We start from the raw sequence: 19,104 nt of genomic DNA, 5'->3' as shown, positions 1-19,104 counted from the left end.
CGGTTTTTTAGCGGAACGTTGCCTTGCGCTGTGCGTTCATCAGCAGTTCGTGGCGAGATGCAAAATCCCCAAACAGCGTTCTCAACCGATTTTCTTCAGACTTATCAAGTCGGTAGCGATGGCAAAATTCCGCAACGCTCTGGATCGGCCGTATCTCCGTCGCTTCGATTTCCTTGTTGTCTATGATCTGCATGGCATCCTCCTGCGTTAGCGACACCAAAAAACGCCAGAAGGGCACTTATGTTCCTCACAAGTTCTCGCCCGCGAAATTTAAGCTGATGATGTTTTACACTTTGGAATCAAGTTTTGTTGAAGCCCATCGCTGAAACGAAAAACGCTCCCACTTGTTTGCCGCTCGCAACGAATCCATGGAAGGGAGATCTATGCCACGCGCTATCCACCTGCTGACAACCACCGTTCTTTCGATGTGCCTTATGGTACCGATGACCTCTTTGGCAAACGCCCAGTCTGCCAGTCCCGCAGAGACCAAAGCCGCCAACGCACCCGATCAGAAACCTGCTTTCGAAGGCCAGACACGCGCCGCACAGCCGGACAAGATGCCTTCACTTCAAAAGACAGTCGTGGCTGATGATCTTCCGCATCTTTGGTCAATGGAAATCCTGCCGGATGGCCGCATGATTGTCGCAGCCAAGGAAGGTGCCATGCACATTGTTGCGGATGGCAAGGCAGGACCGGCCCTCGAAGGTGTTCCAGAGGTTGCTTCCGCTGGACAGGGCGGCTTGCTCGACATCGCTCTTGCGCCAGATTTCGAGACGTCCAAAATGATTTACTTCTCCTTTTCGGAACCACGCGAGAGCGGGAACGGCACATCGGTCGCATCGGCGAAACTCGTGGAGAACGACGGTAAAGCGGTTCTTGAGGATACCAAGGTCATCTTCCGTCAGATGCCGACCTATGATGGCGACAAGCATTTCGGCTCACGTCTTGCATTCGGCCCGAACAACGAACTCTATGTCACGGTCGGAGAGCGCTCCGACAAGGAGCCTCGCGTCCAGGCGCAGGATTTGGCCAGTGGTCTCGGTAAAGTCTTCCGCATCGACACGGACGGAAAGGCATTCGAAGGAAATCCGTTCATTGGGCAGGACAAGGCCTTGCCTGAAATCTGGAGCTATGGCCACCGTAACATGCAGTCGGCAGCAATTGACGGCCAAGGCCGCCTGTGGACCGTCGAGCATGGCCCCAAAGGTGGTGACGAGTTGAACCTGCCAAAGGCAGGGCTCAACTACGGCTGGCCCGTCATCACTTACGGTATTGAATACAGTGGCGGTGCGGTGGGAGAAGGCGCTACGGCCAAGGAAGGCATGGAGCAGCCGGTCTACTACTGGGACCCCGTCATTGGTCCGTCCGGTCTGGCCTTTTACGATTCGGAGGCCATCTCCGAATGGAAGGGCTCTCTGATCATCGGCGGTCTCGTCAGCCAGGGTCTGGTGGTTCTCAAGATCGAAAACGACAAAGTCGTTTCCGAGGGTCGATTCCCGCTGGAAGCACGCATCCGCGACGTCAAGATCGGTAGTGATGGTGCCGTGTACGCGGTCACCGAAGAACGGGGTGGCGGTAAATCGCAAATCCTGAAACTTGCACCTGACGCCTGACCATCCGTGACGGAGAGCCGTTCCGGCGGCTCTCCGTCCGTCTGGCGTCTGCGGGAACAGACGAGCCGCGGCTGCATTATCCCTCACAATGGTGAGGAGCAATAAAATCCATGAATGAGCTTCCAATTCGTATCCTGAAGAAAGTCGGCTTGACCTATGTCAGCGATCAGGAACCGGGCATCTCACGCGAAAGGCGAGGGAAGGGCTTCGCCTATCGCCTGCCTGACGGCGCACTCCTCTCAGATAAGATCGAAATCACCCGTCTTAAATCTTTGGGCGTCCCACCCGCTTATGAACGCGTGTGGATCTGCATAGACCCGACCGGTCATCTTCAGGCCACGGGTTATGACATCCGCGGTCGCAAGCAATATCGCTATCACCCCGACTGGCACGCGCTGCGCGGGGAAACAAAATTCTATCAGTTGAAAACATTTGGAGAAGCGTTGCCTGCCATCCGACGACGCGCCACGGCAGACCTTTCCAAACAGGTCCACAGCGCAGACGTCACGCTGGCGGCTCTGGTCCTCCTTCTGGACGCAGCCTATCTGCGTGTCGGGAACAAGACCTACCTCGAGACCAACGGCACCTATGGTGCCACGACGCTTCTCAAAAAACATGTGTCCTTCGGAGAAACGATCGAGCTGCGTTTTGCCGCCAAGGGTGGGCAGAAGGTGAAACGAAAGCTGAAGCATCCACGCCTGCAAAGAATTCTTGAAAATATCGCCGATCTTCCAGGCCGACAGCTATTTGTATGGCAGGATGAGAACGGGCTTGTTCACCCGATCGATTCCAGCGCGCTGAACGCCTATATTTCGCAAAGCGCAGGCGAAGGCATTTCCGCAAAGACATTCCGCACGTGGGGCGGCACACTGGCAGCCTTTGGCCATGCTGCGCGTGCGATTGGCAGTGCCGAACGTCCAACCATCAAGGGCATGTGCATGGCCGCAGCGGAAGAACTGTCGAACACGCCAGCAATCTGTCGCAAGAGCTATGTCCACCCAGCTGTGCTGGACCTCGCCACGGAGGACAAGTCCGTCAAGAAGCTTGAGAGAATTCTTGCCGCAGACCTGAAATCCATATCCGGACTGAGAGCAGACGAGCGCAGGCTGCTGGAATTTCTGCCCTAGTTTAAAACATTCGCCGATGAAGGTTTAGCGGAACGCCGCATCCACGACGATCTTCGGTGGATCGACGATCTCGTAGGTGCATTGAAACGCCGCCGCAGCGACCCTGTATGTCTCGCTCTCGTCATTTTCCATCTGCACAATGGCGTCGCCCGGCAAGGCCACCATCGTCTCGTCCCAAGGCGCTTTGAAATTGAACGGCCCGATATCGTCGCTTACGATGAAGTAGCGCATGTCGCTACCCTTTGGCTTGAAGGCACGATAACCGGCAGCATTGGGCTCTGTAAGCGGCTCGCCATAGCGATTGGCGAAATTGCGTGCCTTGACCAGAATTTCCTCGTTTCCGGTTTCCTCGCAACGGTTGCGGACGACCCAATCCCCTTCTTCGGCAGGTTTGGACCGGGTCTCCACACCCTGACCCTTGATAAAGGTAATGACGATCTCGCCCGGAGAGGCAGGTCTGGCATCGACTTCCTTCGTTTTTCTCGCCACGCCCACCATGTCGGTCTTTTTGATCTCGGCCATCATGGCGATCTGGTCCTTCCTTGGCACTTCATCGAAGGCCATGGCTGCGACGGGAACCAGCAGAGGGATCAAAATTAGCTTTCTCGACGGGATCAACGAAGCCATCTGAATTCCATTCATAGCGGCGGAAGACCTAAGAAAATTGGCCTAATGCGAAGTGGGGCGTGGGAGGAGTGTCACGGGGAGATCACGCAACCTTGACTGTACAGATATGAGGCCAAAGGAAAACCGCGCATTTTTAAGGGTGGATTTTAACAATCGTTAAGATGCCTGTTTTTGCGGCAAACCGCGCACCGATCCATTCTGACAGAAACGTTCAGTTTCATGTCAGGTGAATGACACATCTCGCTGACCAATCATCCGGATATCTGCGCGCCACTCGCGCGGATATCCACGGAACTTGCAGCGGGAAGATCGAGCATATGGCACTTACAATTCAGGGAATGAAAAGCGGAGGCAGCACCCTCGGGCGTCCGCATGTCGGCAGCGTTACGTTGAGCGTGGCCACCGCACTCTATGTTCTGTTCTTTACCAACCACACCTTCTGGACGAAGGTCCACACCTATCTTGCTGCCTATCCGGTCGCGATTTTTGCGCTCTACATTGCCATGAGTGCCGCGTTTTCCGCCATCTTCATCTTCTTTTCCGTCAAGTACCTGACCAAGCCGCTGTTTGCTGCGCTGATCATCATCGCAGCCGTGTCCTCTTGGTTCATGGATCGCTTCGGCGCTGTGATTGACAGCGATATGGTGCGCAATGCCTTCGAAACGACGCAGGCGGAAGCGGGAAACCTCATGACGCCGGGGTTTGCACTTCACCTTGCACTTGTTGCCGGGATTCCCATTCTTCTCATCGCACTCGTTAAAATCGATCACCGGCCTTTTGCCGGCAAGGTCCTCTGGAATACGATCGGCATCGTCGGCTGTTTGGCAATCGTTTTTGCCGTTGCCGCTGCAAATTCCAAGACATTCACGACCGCAGTCCGTCAGCACAAGGATATCGTCAAGAGCCTGAACCCGATTACACCGATCTCTTCGACAATTCACTACGTCTCGCAGGCAGACCGGGAAGCAAAGCTGACAGTCTCTCCAACGGGACAGGATGCGAAAGTCATGCCCGCATTGGCCGGTGTCACCAAGCCCCGCATCACCATTATCGTTGCGGGAGAAACAGGGCGTGCGGCGAATTTCTCGCTCAACGGCTACGCGCGGGAAACGAATCCGGAATTGAAGAAGCGCAACGTCACCTATTTTCCCAGCACGACCAGTTGCGGAACGGCAACCGCCATCTCCATTCCATGCATGTTCTCTCGCTTCCCCCGCACGGAATACAGCCACAGCAAGGCGCTCTCCAACGAGAACGTGCTCGATGTCCTCGTTCACGCAGGCGTCGATGCCCGCTGGTGGGATAACAACACCGGCAGCAAGAACGTCGCAGACCGTATCCCCTATTTCGATCTGACTGCTTCGCTTGACCCGAAGTTCTGCCCGACGGGTGAATGCCATGACGACATTTTCCTGGACCGGCTAGATAGCTGGCTCGACGGCGTGACCAAGGACAGCGTCATCGTCCTTCACCAGTTGGGAAGCCACGGCCCTACCTATCACCTGCGCTACACCGACGAGTTCAGAAAATTCACGCCCGATTGCCGCACAGCGGAACTGGCAAGCTGCAAGGACAGCGAGATCGTCAACGCCTATGACAACACCATCCTCTACACCGATCATTTTCTGGCAAGCGTGATCGACAAGCTGAAGGCCCGCTCGGACAAGCTCGCAACAGGTTTGATCTACGCCTCCGATCATGGCGAGTCACTGGGCGAAAACGGCATCTATCTGCACGGAGCACCCTACATCCTGGCACCTGCCGAGCAGACCCACGTGCCATTCCTCGTCTGGTTCGATGATGATTTTGCAAAGTCCATGGGGCTGGATGCCGCTTGCCTGACGAAGGAAGCTCAAGCGGGTGGACGCTCCCACGACAACTTCTTCCACAGCATTTTAGGCATGATGAATATCTCGACCAGTGTCTATGATCCGTCGCTGGATGTGTTCAGCGCGTGCCGGCATCGTCCCTCCGCCTGAAAGCGTGCGCTTGACGGAAGAAATATCGCAGCATACCCACTATCATGGCCACGGGTTTACGGTCTGAAAGTGAGGTATGCTTGCGCGTTCTGCTTGTCGAAGACGACCACGTTCTGGGGGAGGCTCTGCGCGATCATGTTGCTGCTTCGGGCCACGCGGTGGACTGGTTCAAGACCGTCGCAGATTCCATGGCGGTCACGGAGACCGTCGGCTATGGCCTGATCCTGCTTGATCTTCGCCTGCCGGATGGAGAGGGCCTGACCATTCTCCGACATTTGCGCCAGCGCAACGATCCGACGCCCGTCATCATCCTGACCGCTCACGATCAGGTATCCGATCGGATCGAGGGCCTGAATGCCGGGGCGGATGACTACCTCGTCAAACCCTTCAATCTGGGTGAACTGACGGCACGCATGCTGGCGGTTTCGCGCCGTTACGAGGGGCGCTCCGCCCCCGTCGTCAAACTGCCGGGCATCGAAATCAACCAGGTTGCTCGAAACATCGTCGTCAACGGCACCGCGCTGACGCTCAGCGCCAGAGAATGGGCAGTCCTTGAAAAGCTGGTGGAGCGACCCGGTGCGGTGGTTTCAAAGGCGCAACTGCACGAAACGCTTTACGAATTCGGCGCGGAAATAGAAAGCAATACCGTCGAGGTCTATGTCAGCCGGTTGCGCAAGAAAATCGGCTCGGACCGGGTGGAGACGGTCCGCGGTCTCGGTTACACGATCAGGTAGACAGATGAAGCGCAACGACAGCATGACCCGCCGCATGGTAATAGCGCTGACAAGCGTTGTCGCTTTGTCCTGGCTTATAGCATCGTCCCTCGGCATCATGGTGATGCAGGACGAATTTGCGGAAATCTTCGACAGCGGGGTGCAGGAGACGGCAGAACGACTTCTGCCGTTGATTGCCGACGACCTCAGCGAACGCAGCCCGGAAGCCGAGCGCCGACTCGTGCAGCCTGCGGGGGGCGAGGAGTATCTGACCTATCAGCTGCGCGACCGCGAGGGCGAGGTCCTGCTTCACTCGCACGACAGTCCCTCTGAACCTTTCGACGTTCCACTCGTGCCTGGCTTTGCCGACACGGCCACGCAGCGCATCTACACGGTCGTCAGTGCCGATGGCAGCCTGTACCTCCAGATGGCGGATGCCTTCGCCAATCGCCGCGAAGCCATTGTGGAGGCCGGCACTGCGCTGATCCTGCCTTTGCTGCTCCTCATCCCGCTCAGTATAATCGCCGTTATTCTGGTAATCAGGCGAACGCTTGCGCCCGTGCAGAGCCTGCGCGATGAGATCGGCAGCAAAGACAGCGGCAATATGGCGCCCGTCGATGATGCCCATCTTCCCGCAGAACTGCATCCCATCGCCCGGTCGGTCAACCTTTTGCTGGAGCGGCTGCGGGCGGCGCTGGAATCTGAACGGGCCTTTGCATCCAACAGCGCCCATGAATTGCGCACGCCCATTGCCGGTGCGCTGGCGCAGGCCCAGCGTTTGCAGGCAGACATTCCCGAGGAATTCGCGCCGCGCGTCGACCAGATCGAGCGCTCTCTGTCCCATCTGGCGCAACTGGCGGAAAAACTGCTGCAGATGTCACGCGCCGAGGCGGGAATCGGCACGTCAGACACCGAGACCGACCTGTTGCCTATTGTGGAACTTGTGCTGGAGGATATCGGTCGTTCGGACATTGGCGTAAAACGTATCCAGTTTCACTTGCCCGCCGATGCACAGCTGCGCGGTATGATCAATGCGGATGCCTTCGGCATCGTGGTGCGCAATCTTGTCGAAAATGCCCTCGTTCATAGCCCGGTTGACAGTCATGTCGACGTGCATATCGGCAATGACAACTCCCTTCGCGTCGTCAACAGCGGCCCTGTCATCGACAGCGCTCTTCTGCCTAAGCTTACGACGCGCTTCATGCGTGGCACCACGCAGGCTAGCGGCTCAGGTCTGGGCCTTGCCATCGTCCACCATCTCGTTCAGCAAATGAATGGCAAGCTGCATCTGACATCGCCTGCCGCAGGCAGAAACGAGGGTTTCGAAGCCAGGGTGTCGCTGCCTGGCACATAAAGCCGGGTACAAGTCTATGAAAGCCAATTCCGAAATTGCTTTCATTTCGTGGGCATCCTATCAGATTCCATGCTCTACGATGTGAACCGCCTGCCACTCGCAACACTGATGTCGCCCTGTATGCGCGCAACAGAGGCACTGGCGCGGCTGGACGAACGCATTTCACGATCTTCATTTCGGGATGGTTTTCTGGAGCGCCAGGATTTTCAGGACGCGACATCGTCGCTGTGGGTAGACGGTGAGCTCGTCCATATCGAAGATCTGGTTCTCCACGATGCCCATATGGATATCCGTGCACCGACCCACGAGCTATCGATTGCCAATCGCGTGCTGCGCGCCCGCAGGCAAATCTTTTCCAATGAGCCTGCCTGGGCCTTGGGCGCATCTGGCCTGGCGCGCCTCCGCGGCGAAGAACCTGTCAGCGTCGCGTCCCTCCCCCTGGATGACCATGCACCCCAGCTCGACACCGCCGATGATGAAGAGGATGACCTGACGCTCAGCGACGAGCTTGGCGCCCTCGACAGGTTGCTTGCACGAAGCACGGCAACGCTGCAAACAATCGTTAGAGACGAGCGACCATCCCTTCATCCCAAGCCGGACACCCTTGTGCGTGATCCGGACTGGAACGAAGACGAACGGCTTGAGGAGTGGCGCGCCACTCTCAAGGCCAGCACAGGGCTTCCATCTCCGCTTCGGGCCGCCATTGCCCTTGACGCATGGCATAGACTTGAGGTTCTCCAGCGCAGCCCATGGCTTGGGCGGCAGCTTGCAGCCGCACTCCTGCGCGAAGACGGGCTGACGCAAGCTCACCTCATCACGCTCAATATCGGCTTGCGCGCCATTCCACGCGAAAGGCGAAATGCCACCTCCCAATCAGAGCGTCTTGTTGTGCTTATGGACGCCATTCACGAGGCAGCAACACTGGGCATGAAAGAACATGACCGGCTGCTGAATGCAAAGAACCGGATAGAACGCAAGCTTGTGGGCAGGCGCTCGAATTCTCGCCTGCCCGAACTGATAGCGCTCGTGCTGGCCCGTCCTGTCGTTTCCACCTCGATGATCGTCAAGGCGCTGGGCACCACACCGCAGGGCGCTGTCGGTCTCGCAAACCAGCTCGAACTGCGCGAAATGACAGGTCGGGGACGGTTTCGCGCGTGGGGCGTCCTCTGAAACGCGCAAGGATCGCCGTCTTGCACTGCTAAAAATTGAAAAATATCGCTGCCGCCATCAAGCAGGCATCCAGGGTTGATGCGATTTCTAAATTATTGGTCATAAAGCGGAATCTGACCGTTTCCGGCCGGTCCCCGCTGAACCAAACCCCATCCGCTTGCGTTTATTGACCGCTTTCACGGAGTGGCATGCATGAGTAAACCTTTGGTTCAATTGCTTGCCGTTTCCGGCAAGCGCAAATGGCTTGCGCTGATGGCAGGCGTGATAATAATCCATCCCATTCCCACCTTCGCCGACGATGCTCCCGCGGTTCCCGTAACCGCCATAAAAGCCAGCGTCGAAACCATTGACCGCGTCATCAACGGCATCGGAACCGTCGCTCCCCTGCAGTCGGTGAACGTGCGCCCCCGCATAGACGGCGAGATCCTGGACATTGCCTTTACGGAAGGTCAGTTGGTGGAAAAGGGAACCGTGCTCGCCAGGCTCGATGACCGTGAGCTTGTATCGGCACTGACATCCGCGAAGGCGAAGAAGGCGCAGGACGAAGCCCAGCTCAACAGTGCCAGAACGGATGCTCAGCGTTACGCAGCACTCGCCGAAAAAGGCGTCGCCTCCGCCTCCACGCTCGAACAGAAAAATGCGTCCAGCGAACAATATGCAGCGGCTGTCCAGTACGATGATGCGCAGATCAAGAACGCAGAAACACAACTCAGTTTCGCCACCGTCACGGCCCCCATCTCTGGGCGCACCGGCTTCAAGCAGGCAGATGTAGGAAGCATCATTAGCGCCAGTTCCACCGATGGCCTTGTCACCATCACCCAGATGGACCCCATCGCCGTATCCTTCGTCGCGCCGGGTGATCGTTTCGGCGAAATTCGTGATGCTCTGAAACTGGGGATCGCACAGGTGCGTCTGGTAAGCACGGACGGTAGCCGCGTTCTGGCAACAGGTCATCTGACCACGATGGACAATGCCGTGGACGCATCGACCGGCTCGATCCACCTTCGTGCGACCTTCGACAACAAGGATGGCGTGCTTTGGCCCGGTCTGCCGGTTGCCACGGTTCTGACCGTGGAGAAGAAGCAGGGCGTGGTCGTCCCCGACAAGGCACTGGCACGCGGGCGCGACGGTCTTTACGCCTATGTCGTCGGTTCGGACGGAAAGGTCGAGAAAAAGACCGTCAGCACGGCTTATGTTACAGACGCCCGCGCGTTGGTCACAGAGGGTATACAGGACGGCGATCAGGTCGTCATGGACGGTCAGTCCCGCATTGGCGATGGTGACCACGTCACCGTCACACCATGGACGGGATCGCCCACCGGCGAACTTGCGGAACAGGCCAAACCATGAGCGGCGCCCCAGACGCAACTGAGCCCAAAGCCAAGTCGGGCTTTTTCGATTTCTTTATCATGCATCCGGTAGCGACCGGCTTGATCATGGCCGGGATTTTTCTGCTCGGCGCGGTCTGTTACCCCTTCATGCCGGTTTCGGCTCTGCCGCAGATCGATTTTCCGACGGTACAGATTGCCGCCAATCTTCCCGGCGCATCGCCGGATACGATGGCGTCCAGCGTCGCCCAGCCGATTGAAGAAGCTTTATCGCGGGTCAGCGGCATCACTGAAATGACCTCGAACAGTTCCCTCGGCACCACCTCCATCACGGTCCAGTTCGGACTCGATCAGGACATTCAGACAGCGGCCAGCGATGTGCAGACCGCAATCAGCGAGGCGGCGGGGCAGCTTCCAAAAGACATGACATCCCTGCCAACGGTCCGCAAGGTCAACCCCGCCGATGCGCCCGTCATGCAGCTTTCCGCCAGTTCCGACACGCTGACCCTGCCGGAACTGGACGAATATATCGAACGCAACGTCGCCTCCAAGATCGGGCAGGTCTCCGGTGTGGCATTCGTCAATATCGGCGGAAAGCAAAAGCCAGCCATCCGCATCGCGGTCGACCCCGGTCGTCTGGCACAGGCCGATGTGACCATGGAGGATGTCCGTACAGCCATCGGCAACCTCAGCCTGAGCGCGCCAAAGGGTAACATAGACGACCCAACCCGCACGTTCCCCATCTACACCAACGACCAGATCAGCAGCAGTGCCGAATGGAACGACGCTGTCATCGCCTATCGCAATGGTGGCCCGGTCCGCATCCGCGACATCGGGCAAGCCGTCAACGGTGCCGAGGACAACAAGATGGCGCATTGGACCAATGGAGAGCGCGGAATCGCCCTGGACGTATTCCGCCAGCCCGGCGCCAATGTGATCGCCGTCGTCGATGCGGTGAAAGAACAGCTTCCGGCCTTGCAGGCGTCACTGCCCAAATCGGTCAAGCTGGAACTGGTAACCGACAGAACGACGACGATCCGTGCATCGGTGGAAGACGTTCAATTTACCCTGATGCTGACGATCGGCCTCGTCGTGGTCGTCATCTTTCTTTTCCTTCGCAATCTTCGCGCCACCATCATCCCCGTTCTCACCCTGCCTATCGCGCTGGTTGGCGCCCTTGCGCCGATGTGGGTGCTCGGCTTCAGTCTCGACAATCTCTCCTTGATGGCATTGGTCGTCGCTGTGGGTTTCGTGGTGGATGATGCGATCGTCATGCTGGAAAACATAACACGTCATATCGAAGACGGCATGGAACCGTTGCAAGCGGCGCGCAAGGGTGCCGGTGAAATCGGCTTTACGATCATTTCGATCAGCCTTTCGCTGATCGCCGTTCTCATTCCCATTCTGCTGATGGGCGGCATCGTCGGGCGGCTGTTCCGCGAATTTGCGGTCACGTTGACGCTCGCCATCATCATTTCCGCCATAGTTTCGTTGACCTTGACGCCGATGCTCGCCTCACGCTTCATTAGGCCCGTCGAGGAGGGCAAACGAGGCAGGTTCTACACGGCGGGCGAAGCATTTTTCGAACGCCTGACCGCGCTCTACATTCGCAGCCTCAAACCCGTCATTCGTCACAGATACATCACGCTTGCCGTCTTCCTCGCCACCATCGGCTTGACCGGCTATCTCTTCGTCATCGCCCCGAAAGGTTTCTTTCCGGAACAGGATACAGGCTTCATTGCCGGGCTGTCCCAGGCATCGCCCGATATTTCCTTCACCGAAATGGCCAAATTGCAGGAACGTGTCAGTGCCATCATCATGAAGGATCCGGCAGTCTACAGCGTCTTCATGGATATTGGCGGTGGCAACGGCGGGAACGCGCTGAACCAGGGGCATGTCAACATTACCCTGAAGCCCCTGGAGGAGCGTGACGCCAGTGCCAAGCAGGTGATCGACAGGCTCAGTTCCGCTCTCAATGCGCAGCAGGGCATCAAACTGTTCATGCAGTCTGCTCAGGACATCAATATCGGAGCCCGCCCGGCAAAGACGCAATATCAGTTCACCCTCCAGGACGCCAATATCGACGAACTGGGAGACTGGGCCGGCAAAGTGACCAGTCGCCTTCAGGGTCTGTCGGAACTGCGCGATGTCGGCAGCGACCAACAAGCCGAAGCACCCAATCTTTCCATCAAGATCGACCGTGCCGCCGCTACCCTCTACGGTGTCCTGCCATCGACCATAGACGATACGCTCTACGATGCTTTCGGCCAGCGGCAGGTCGCCTCCTATTCCACACAGACCGATACATTCCGCGTCATTCTCGAAATCCTGCCGAACTTGCAGCGTGATATCGCAACGCTCGAACGATTGTCGGTGCGGGCCAGCAACGGAACGCTGGTGCCTCTTTCTGTAGTCGCGAAATGGTCGACCAATGGCGTTTCACCGGTATCGATCTCGCATCAGGGACAGTCACCGGCCGTGACAGTTTCGTTCAACCTGGCACCAAATGTGGCGTTGGGGCAGGCTACATCCGCCATTGAGAGCGCCGTCACACAGATGCAGCCTCCGGCATCCCTGCAGACGAATTTTTCGGGAAGCGCCAAAGCCTTCAAGGACTCCCTGGGCACCGTGCCGCTGCTCATCCTGGCGTCGCTGATCGTCGTCTACATTATTCTCGGCGTTCTCTATGAAAGCCTGATCCATCCGTTGACCATTCTGTCCACCCTGCCATCCGCCGGACTTGGTGCGCTCCTTGCGCTGCAGATCGCGGGCTTCGACTTCGGGCTGGTCGCGATGATCGGTGTCATCCTGCTGATCGGTATCGTCAAGAAAAACGGCATCATGCTGGTCGACTTTGCCATTCAGGCTGAAAGAGACGAGGGGCTGAGCAGTGAAGACGCGATCATGAAGGCCGCGCATATGCGATTTAGGCCGATCCTGATGACGACGATGGCCGCACTGCTGGGCGGTCTGCCGCTGGCCATCGGTCACGGGTCCGGCTCCGAACTGCGGCAGCCGCTTGGCTATGCCATCGTCGGTGGCTTGCTCGTCAGCCAGTTGCTGACCCTGTACACGACGCCGGTTATCTATCTGCTGCTCGACAGGCTCCGGAATCGCAACAGCCAGAGCACCACCGCCGGAACAGCGGAAGCCAACCCTGCCTGATATCATCCAAAACAAAAGCCGCCCGCGGTGATCGCGGGCGGCTTGTTTCGGCAGCACTTCAACCGTTTCAGAACTCTTCCCAGTCCGCCTTGACTGCCGCATTGCCGTTGAAGGCAGACGCGATCTTGCGGCCCAGCGCACGTGCAGGCGATGCCGCCGGACGTTCGCTGGCCGTGGCCGTCCGAACCGGCGCGGCGCTGTAGGCGCCCTGCCCGTCATGACCCARCTTGAACTGCCCCAGAAGATGGTTCAGCGAGGCTGCTTCCTTCGCAAGGCCGTGGCTGGCCGCCGTCTGCTCTTCCACCATGGCAGCGTTCTTCTGCGTGTCNGCGATCTTGCGGCCCAGCGCACGTGCAGGCGATGCCGCCGGACGTTCGCTGGCCGTGGCCGTCCGAACCGGCGCGGCGCTGTAGGCGCCCTGCCCGTCATGACCCAGCTTGAACTGCCCCAGAAGATGGTTCAGCGAGGCTGCTTCCTTCGCAAGGCCGTGGCTGGCTGCCGTCTGCTCTTCCACCATGGCAGCGTTCTTCTGCGTGTCCTGATCCATCTGGTTGACCGCCGTGTTGATCTGCTGCAGGCCGGAGGACTGCTCCTGCGCCGCATCCACGATCGCCACCACGTGACGGTTGATTTCCTGCACTTCGGTAACGATGGGGGTGGCTTCAANCACCATGGCAGCGTTCTTCTGCGTGTCCTGATCCATCTGGTTGACCGCCGTGTTGATCTGCTGCAGGCCGGAGGACTGCTCCTGCGCCGCATCCACGATCGCCACCACGTGACGGTTGATTTCCTGCACTTCGGTAACGATGGTCTCCAGAGCACGACCGGTCTCGCCGACAAGCTGCACGCCCTCCTGAACCTGCGCATTCGATGTGGTGATCAGTGCCTTGATGTCCTTGGCAGCGCTGGCAGACCGCTGCGCCAGTTCACGCACTTCCTGCGCGACGACTGCAAAGCCCTTGCCTGCCTCACCGGCACGCGCCGCTTCCACACCGGCATTGAGCGCCAGAAGGTTGGTCTGGAAGGCGATCTCGTCGATGACGCTGATGATGTTGGAGATTTCAGACGACGACTTTTCGATCTGCTCCATGGCAACCACGGCCTTGCGCACGACATTGCCGGATTGTTCGGCACCGGTGCGGGCTCTGGCCACGAGGTGACCTGCCTCCTGCGCACGCTTGGTTGAGTCCTTCACGGTCGTGGTGATCTGCTCCAGCGCTGCTGCGGTTTCTTCCACCGATGCAGCCTGCTGTTCGGTGCGCNGCCTCCTGCGCACGCTTGGTTGAGTCCTTCACGGTCGTGGTGATCTGCTCCAGCGCTGCTGCGGTTTCTTCCACCGATGCAGCCTGCTGTTCGGTGCGCTTGGCCAGATCGTCGGCAGCCGAGCGGATTTCGTTGGCACCGGCATCGATGCCGCGAGCGTTTTGCGCCACCCGGCTCAGCGCCGACTGCAGCTTTTCGGCAGAGGCGTTGAAGTTGGAGCGCACTGCATCCAGATGCTGCACGAAAGGCTGGCTGATGCGATAGGAGACATCACCCTCGGCAAGCCGCGACAGGGCATCGGCCAGATTATCGACGGCGTAGCTCGTATCTGCGGCTTCCCTTGCCTTCTGTTCTTCGCGGGCGATCCGCTCCTTTTCCGACAGCGAACGATTGGCTTCGGCTTCCGTTTCCAACCGTGCACGCTCGATGGCGTTGTTGCGGAAAACGGCAACTGCCTGGGCCATCTGGCCGACCTCGTCGCGTCGCGTCATACCCTCGACTTCTGCCTCAGCTTCGCCACTGGCAAGAGAAACCATCCGTGTCCGCAGACGGTCGATCGGTCCGGTAATGCCACGGGCGGAAACAAGAAGGGCGACAACGATTGCCGCCATGAACAGCAGCCCCAGAACCATCAGGGATGTGAAGATGGTTGAATTCGTCTGTGCCGTCAGCGCATCGGATTTTTCCGAGACGATTGCGAGATTGCGTTCGCTGATCACACGGATATCGCTGCGCCACTGTTCGATCTGCGGGCCGACTTCGATGAGCTGCTTGCGTGCCGTGCGAAAATCGCCTGTCTTTGCACCCTGCCAGACCTTGTCGGTGGCATCCTTGATCGCATTGGTTCTTGTGATGAAGGCGTCGATGTCGCTGCTCAATTCCGGCAGCAATCTCTTTGCATTTTCAAGACGCCGGATCACGGTCTCGTAGTCGGTCTTGTAGCTCTGTTCGACGCGGGCCGTATCAGCCGATTGCTCACGCATCATCAGGCCAAGTGTCGCGTCGTAACCGATCGAAACAAGTGCCGTGTTGGCACGGAACAGTTCCGTCGAACCAATGGCATTCTTGTCGATGAAATTCGAATAGTCGTCATCGGCTTGCTTGTAATTCGTTGCGACGACGCCAACACCGACTAAACCTGTAATTGCAACCGGTATGATAAGCGAGAGTATCTTGGTGCGGATTTTCGCATTTTGCAGGAAAGACATTGTTCCTCGGAAAGCACTTCGAGCAAACCGGCAAAGCACACCCGTCACGCTCTTCTACGAGCGTGCGATTGCCATCGTGCTGCCAGGCCAGAGGGCACTTCGTCATGAAGCGACTGTGAAGCATCACTTATAAAAGCCGCTTTGTTTCAACGAAGTTAACAAAACGCAAGTTTCAAAAAATAACCCAATGTATTCAATATGGTTAGGTCAGAGGCCTCTAATTCAACCAAACGACATATGCTTACGTTACGTGAGTTCGACGCCGTTTTTCGGGGGCTCAAAAGTCGAAATTCAGAATGTTTTCAACGTCGAAAATGCGTTCGCCTTACTCTTCTCGAAACGCCCGGCTGATCTGATCCGACAAAGGTTTGACGAGGTAGGAAAGTGCCGTCCGGTCCTGTGTCTTGATCATGGCTTCGGCTGGCATGCCGGGAACGATCCGCAAATCCTTCAATTTTGTCAGCTCCGTGTCAGCAACTGCAAGACGCACGACATAATAGGATGCGCCGGTGCGTTCGTTCGATGCGAGATCGGCAGCAATCCGCGTTACATGGGCCTTGAGTTGCGGCGTCGTTCTCTGGCTGAAGGCCGACATGCGCAGCATGGCGTCGTGACCAAGCGCAATCTGGTCTATGTCCTTGGGTGCGATCTGCACTTCCAGTGCCAGGTCATCGCCTTCCGGCACGATGGACATGATCGCTTCTGCCGGGCTGATGACCCCGCCGACCGTATGAACTTCAAGTTGATGCACGATCCCCGACTGCGGAGCGATGATGTCGATACGCTTGAGACTGTCCTCTGCGGAAATCCGCCGCTCGACATACTCGCCCATTTGGGCCTGAACCTCGCTCAGTTCGCGTCCGACTTCAGATTTCAGATCCTGATCTATCTGGAGAATCTGCAGCCGCGTCTCGGAAATACGGCCTGCCACCTGTGCCTGATAGGCGATCTTTTCACCACGTTCGCCGCCAAACGTCGCCACCTGGGTTCGCAATCCGTTCAAACGCTGATCGGAAACGATGCCCTGTTGCTTGAGGCCACTCAGGGACGCAATTTCCGTACTGAGGACATCTATGCCCTGCGCGTATGCACTCTCCTGCGCCTTCAACCCCTCGATCTCATGTTCGAACTGCGCGATGCGCTCCAACAATTGCGCTTTCTTGCCTTCGCGGGATTGCCGGCGAAATTCGAAGAGCCTGGCTTCGCTGTGGATCGCGGCGGCAACATCCGGCTCGCCGCCGCGTGTCGCAATGTCATCGGGAAAGGGAATGCTTGGGAGGTCGTCACGTTCGGCCTGCAAACGCGCCAGCCGCGCCGCCAGTTCATCCAGACGTTTCGTCACGATGGCCAGGTTGGCGCGGGTCTGGGTCGCATCCAGCCGCATGACAACGTCACCCGCTTTGACGACATCGCCCTCCTTGACCAATATGTCTCCGACCACACCACCCGTAGGATGCTGCACCGTCTTAACATAGGAATCGACGACGAAATGGCCGGGTGCGACGACCGCGCCTGACAGCGAGATCGCAGCCGCCCAGGCACCCGCACCGCCCACGAGGACCACACCCACAACAATCCCCGCCAGAAGATGACGGCGGATCGAGCGGGAGACGTCGAAAGGGCTAGTTTTTTGCATCATCCCACTCTCTGGCTTTGAGGGATCGCGCCGCGTCGCCTGCCTCTAAACCTCTGTTCGCCGCCGCGCGGAGGGGCTCGACACCATGGGCCGTTACCGGATACCCCCTGGCTGTCGATGCGAGCGGGGCCGCCCCCTTCAGCACTTTGGAGAGAACCTCGTCGCGAGGGCCGAAGGCTTTTTGCTGCCCGTTTTCCATGACCAGCACCATGTCGACGACAGCCATTGCGCTGGGCCGATGCGCAATCACCACGGCAATGCCACCGCGGGCGCGAACGGCGGCGATGGCGTTGACCACGCCCGCCTCCCCTTCGGCATCCAGATTGGCGTTGGGTTCATCCAGCACGATCAGGAATGGTGACCGGTAAAGCGCGCGCGCAAGCCCTATCCGCTGCCGCTGACCGGCAGACAGCGACGAGCCAGCCTCTCCGATAGGTGTCTCGTAACCCTTGTCGAAGCGCAGGATGAGATCATGTACGCCCGCGGCCTTGGCGGCATCGACAATGGCCTTGGCGTGTGCATCCTCTTCGAAACGGGCAATGTTGTCGGCGATGGTGCCATCAAAAAGTTCAACGCCTTGCGGCAGATAGCCGATATGGCGACCCAGCATGTCCCGATCCCACTGATCAAGGCTTGCGCCGTCTATGCGGACCTTGCCGGAGGCGGGCGCCCAGGCATTGACAAGCGCACGGGCCAGCGTCGATTTGCCTGAGCCGGACGCCCCGATGATGCCAAGCGCGCTTCCAGCCTGCACCACCAAGCTGATACCCGCGACAGTCACGCGCTTTTCGCCTGGCGGCACGATGGCGAGCGCTTCGACACGAAGGTCTCTGACCGGCGGTGGCAGCGCCATCAAAGGCGGGTCTTGGGGCACGCTTGCCAACAGGTCCTGCAAACGCGACCAGCTTTGTCGCGCCATAAGAAGCGGTTTCCAGTTGGCGATCGCCAGATCGACGGGAGCAAGCGCACGCCCCATCATGATGGAACTGGCGATCATGATGCCTCCGGTCGCTTCCTGTTGAATGACCAGATAGGCGCCAACACCGAGGATCGCCGATTGCAGCATGATACGCAGCGTTCTGGACATTCCGCCAAGTCCGTTGGCGATATCGCCCGCCCTGCGGCTGGTCGAAAGATAATCCCTGTTGGACACGGCCCAGCGCGAGGCGATCCGCCGGTCCATGCCCATAGCCCTTATGACCTCGGCATTACGTCTTGCCGATTCGAGTAGGGCATTGCGGCGCATATTATGCGCCATCGTCTCACGCACCGGATGGCGGGAAAGGCCGTTGGTTATCAGCGCCAGTCCAACGAGGATGAGCGCGCCAACCAGCGCCGTCGTCCCTATCCACACGTGGAACAGAAAGCAGATGCAAAGATAGAGCGGCATCCAGGGCAGATCGAAAAGCGCATTCGGGCCCTGCCCGGACAGGAAGCCTCGGACATTGTCCAGATCCCGCAAAGGCTGTAATCCGTCGCCCGGCATGCGCGTCAAAAGCGGTAGCCTGACCACAGCATCATGCACACGACCGGACAGATAATTGTCGAATTGCTCACCGATCCGCAGCAGAACGCGGGCGCGAATGATTTCCAGCGCGGACTGCACCGTCAGCATCGCCGCCGCCAGAATGGCAAGCCCTACCAGCGTAGGAATGCTTCCGCTGGCGAGGACCCTATCATAGACCTGCAACATGAAAAGCGGCGAGGTGAGCGCCAGAAGATTGACGACACCGCTGATGACGGCTGTGGCAGCGATAACCCATTTGATAGCAGGAGCAACCGCAACAGCCTCACGCTGCGACGGTGCCTGCTTCGAAAATTCGACCAAGCTTAAATTCCGTGGGCTCAAGCAATATATTTTACGATTGCGGCCATCCAGATCGTCCGCAATCATTCGCGACCATGGTCATCCCGGGCCCAA

The 19,104-nt window shown here is 58.3% G+C and carries 13 protein-coding genes and 2 pseudogenes; 8 read left to right on the top strand and 7 right to left on the bottom strand.

Annotation, left to right across the window (positions count from 1 at the left end):
- Nucleotides 1-7 precede the first annotated feature (7 nt).
- The gene (locus tag ASF29_RS02365; protein WP_062448643.1) at nucleotides 8-193 is read right to left on the bottom strand and encodes a hypothetical protein; all 186 of its coding nucleotides are present in this window, start codon (nucleotides 191-193) and stop codon (nucleotides 8-10) included.
- Between the two features lie 190 nt (nucleotides 194-383).
- On the opposite strand from ASF29_RS02365, the gene ASF29_RS02360 reads away from it, so the two are divergent.
- Both ASF29_RS02360 and ASF29_RS02355 read left to right on the top strand, forming a co-directional pair.
- Nucleotides 384-1,613, top strand: coding sequence for a PQQ-dependent sugar dehydrogenase (locus tag ASF29_RS02360; protein WP_062448145.1), 1,230 nt, complete (start codon nucleotides 384-386; stop codon nucleotides 1,611-1,613).
- A gap of 110 nt (nucleotides 1,614-1,723) precedes the next feature.
- Nucleotides 1,724-2,740 (top strand): DNA topoisomerase IB, encoded by a 1,017-nt coding sequence (locus ASF29_RS02355; RefSeq protein ID WP_062448144.1) that lies wholly within the window; start codon nucleotides 1,724-1,726, stop codon nucleotides 2,738-2,740.
- Between the two features lie 24 nt (nucleotides 2,741-2,764).
- Here ASF29_RS02355 and ASF29_RS02350 read toward each other — a convergent pair whose 3' ends face one another.
- Nucleotides 2,765-3,367, bottom strand: coding sequence for a hypothetical protein (locus ASF29_RS02350; RefSeq protein WP_200925501.1), 603 nt, complete (start codon nucleotides 3,365-3,367; stop codon nucleotides 2,765-2,767).
- Nucleotides 3,368-3,684: 317 nt separating this feature from the next.
- On the opposite strand from ASF29_RS02350, the gene ASF29_RS02345 reads away from it, so the two are divergent.
- The 6 genes from ASF29_RS02345 (at nucleotide 3,685) to ASF29_RS02320 (ending at nucleotide 13,076) form a co-directional block, all read left to right on the top strand.
- The gene (locus tag ASF29_RS02345; RefSeq protein WP_062448143.1) at nucleotides 3,685-5,346 is read left to right on the top strand and encodes a phosphoethanolamine--lipid A transferase; all 1,662 of its coding nucleotides are present in this window, start codon (nucleotides 3,685-3,687) and stop codon (nucleotides 5,344-5,346) included.
- Between the two features lie 80 nt (nucleotides 5,347-5,426).
- Nucleotides 5,427-6,080, top strand: coding sequence for a response regulator transcription factor (locus ASF29_RS02340; protein ID WP_062448142.1), 654 nt, complete (start codon nucleotides 5,427-5,429; stop codon nucleotides 6,078-6,080).
- Between the two features lie 4 nt (nucleotides 6,081-6,084).
- Nucleotides 6,085-7,413, top strand: a complete 1,329-nt coding sequence (locus ASF29_RS02335; protein WP_062448141.1) for a HAMP domain-containing sensor histidine kinase — start codon at nucleotides 6,085-6,087, stop codon at nucleotides 7,411-7,413.
- Nucleotides 7,414-7,482: 69 nt separating this feature from the next.
- The gene (locus ASF29_RS02330) at nucleotides 7,483-8,583 is read left to right on the top strand and encodes an RHE_PE00001 family protein (RefSeq protein ID WP_062448140.1); all 1,101 of its coding nucleotides are present in this window, start codon (nucleotides 7,483-7,485) and stop codon (nucleotides 8,581-8,583) included.
- A 192-nt stretch (nucleotides 8,584-8,775) separates the two neighbouring features.
- Nucleotides 8,776-9,933 (top strand): efflux RND transporter periplasmic adaptor subunit, encoded by a 1,158-nt coding sequence (locus tag ASF29_RS02325; RefSeq protein WP_062448139.1) that lies wholly within the window; start codon nucleotides 8,776-8,778, stop codon nucleotides 9,931-9,933.
- On the top strand, nucleotides 9,930-13,076 hold the full coding sequence (locus ASF29_RS02320) for an efflux RND transporter permease subunit (protein WP_062448137.1): 3,147 nt from the start codon (nucleotides 9,930-9,932) through the stop codon (nucleotides 13,074-13,076). The genes ASF29_RS02325 and ASF29_RS02320 overlap by 4 nt, the downstream gene beginning before the upstream one ends.
- Before the next feature lie 329 nt (nucleotides 13,077-13,405).
- Here the strand turns inward: ASF29_RS02320 and ASF29_RS24820 are convergent.
- The 5 genes and pseudogenes from ASF29_RS24820 to ASF29_RS02305 form a co-directional block, all read right to left on the bottom strand.
- A pseudogene (locus ASF29_RS24820) lies at nucleotides 13,406-13,742 on the bottom strand (methyl-accepting chemotaxis protein); the annotation flags it as partial.
- A gap of 1 nt (nucleotide 13,743) precedes the next feature.
- Nucleotides 13,744-14,338: pseudogene (locus ASF29_RS24815) on the bottom strand (methyl-accepting chemotaxis protein); the annotation flags it as partial.
- A 1-nt stretch (nucleotide 14,339) separates the two neighbouring features.
- Nucleotides 14,340-14,875 (bottom strand): methyl-accepting chemotaxis protein (locus ASF29_RS25015; RefSeq protein ID WP_280136416.1); only part of this gene is annotated, 536 nt, incomplete at its 3' end.
- 997 nt (nucleotides 14,876-15,872) lie between these two features.
- A complete protein-coding gene (locus ASF29_RS02310; RefSeq protein ID WP_156462498.1) occupies nucleotides 15,873-17,183 on the bottom strand; it encodes an HlyD family type I secretion periplasmic adaptor subunit in 1,311 nt (436 codons plus the stop codon).
- Nucleotides 17,170-19,011, bottom strand: a complete 1,842-nt coding sequence (locus tag ASF29_RS02305; protein WP_062448640.1) for a type I secretion system permease/ATPase — start codon at nucleotides 19,009-19,011, stop codon at nucleotides 17,170-17,172. Before ASF29_RS02305 ends, ASF29_RS02310 begins: the two co-directional genes overlap by 14 nt.
- Nucleotides 19,012-19,104: the final 93 nt, after the last annotated feature.

This window comes from Rhizobium sp. Leaf262 (assembly GCF_001422245.1).
Taxonomy (GTDB): Bacteria; Pseudomonadota; Alphaproteobacteria; order Rhizobiales; family Rhizobiaceae; genus Agrobacterium.
The sequence above is the reverse complement of the archived record's forward strand: the minus strand, read 5'-3'. Positions and strand labels throughout refer to the sequence as shown.

Coding starts and splice junctions, on each gene's coding strand:
- ASF29_RS02365 (WP_062448643.1), bottom strand. CDS start 193: ATGCAGATCATAGACAACAAGGAAATCGAAGCGACGGAGATACGGCCG.
- ASF29_RS02360 (WP_062448145.1), top strand. CDS start 384: ATGCCACGCGCTATCCACCTGCTGACAACCACCGTTCTTTCGATGTGC.
- ASF29_RS02355 (WP_062448144.1), top strand. CDS start 1,724: ATGAATGAGCTTCCAATTCGTATCCTGAAGAAAGTCGGCTTGACCTAT.
- ASF29_RS02350 (WP_200925501.1), bottom strand. CDS start 3,367: ATGGCTTCGTTGATCCCGTCGAGAAAGCTAATTTTGATCCCTCTGCTG.
- ASF29_RS02345 (WP_062448143.1), top strand. CDS start 3,685: ATGGCACTTACAATTCAGGGAATGAAAAGCGGAGGCAGCACCCTCGGG.
- ASF29_RS02335 (WP_062448141.1), top strand. CDS start 6,085: ATGAAGCGCAACGACAGCATGACCCGCCGCATGGTAATAGCGCTGACA.
- ASF29_RS02330 (WP_062448140.1), top strand. CDS start 7,483: ATGCTCTACGATGTGAACCGCCTGCCACTCGCAACACTGATGTCGCCC.
- ASF29_RS02325 (WP_062448139.1), top strand. CDS start 8,776: ATGAGTAAACCTTTGGTTCAATTGCTTGCCGTTTCCGGCAAGCGCAAA.
- ASF29_RS02320 (WP_062448137.1), top strand. CDS start 9,930: ATGAGCGGCGCCCCAGACGCAACTGAGCCCAAAGCCAAGTCGGGCTTT.
- ASF29_RS02310 (WP_156462498.1), bottom strand. CDS start 17,183: ATGCAAAAAACTAGCCCTTTCGACGTCTCCCGCTCGATCCGCCGTCAT.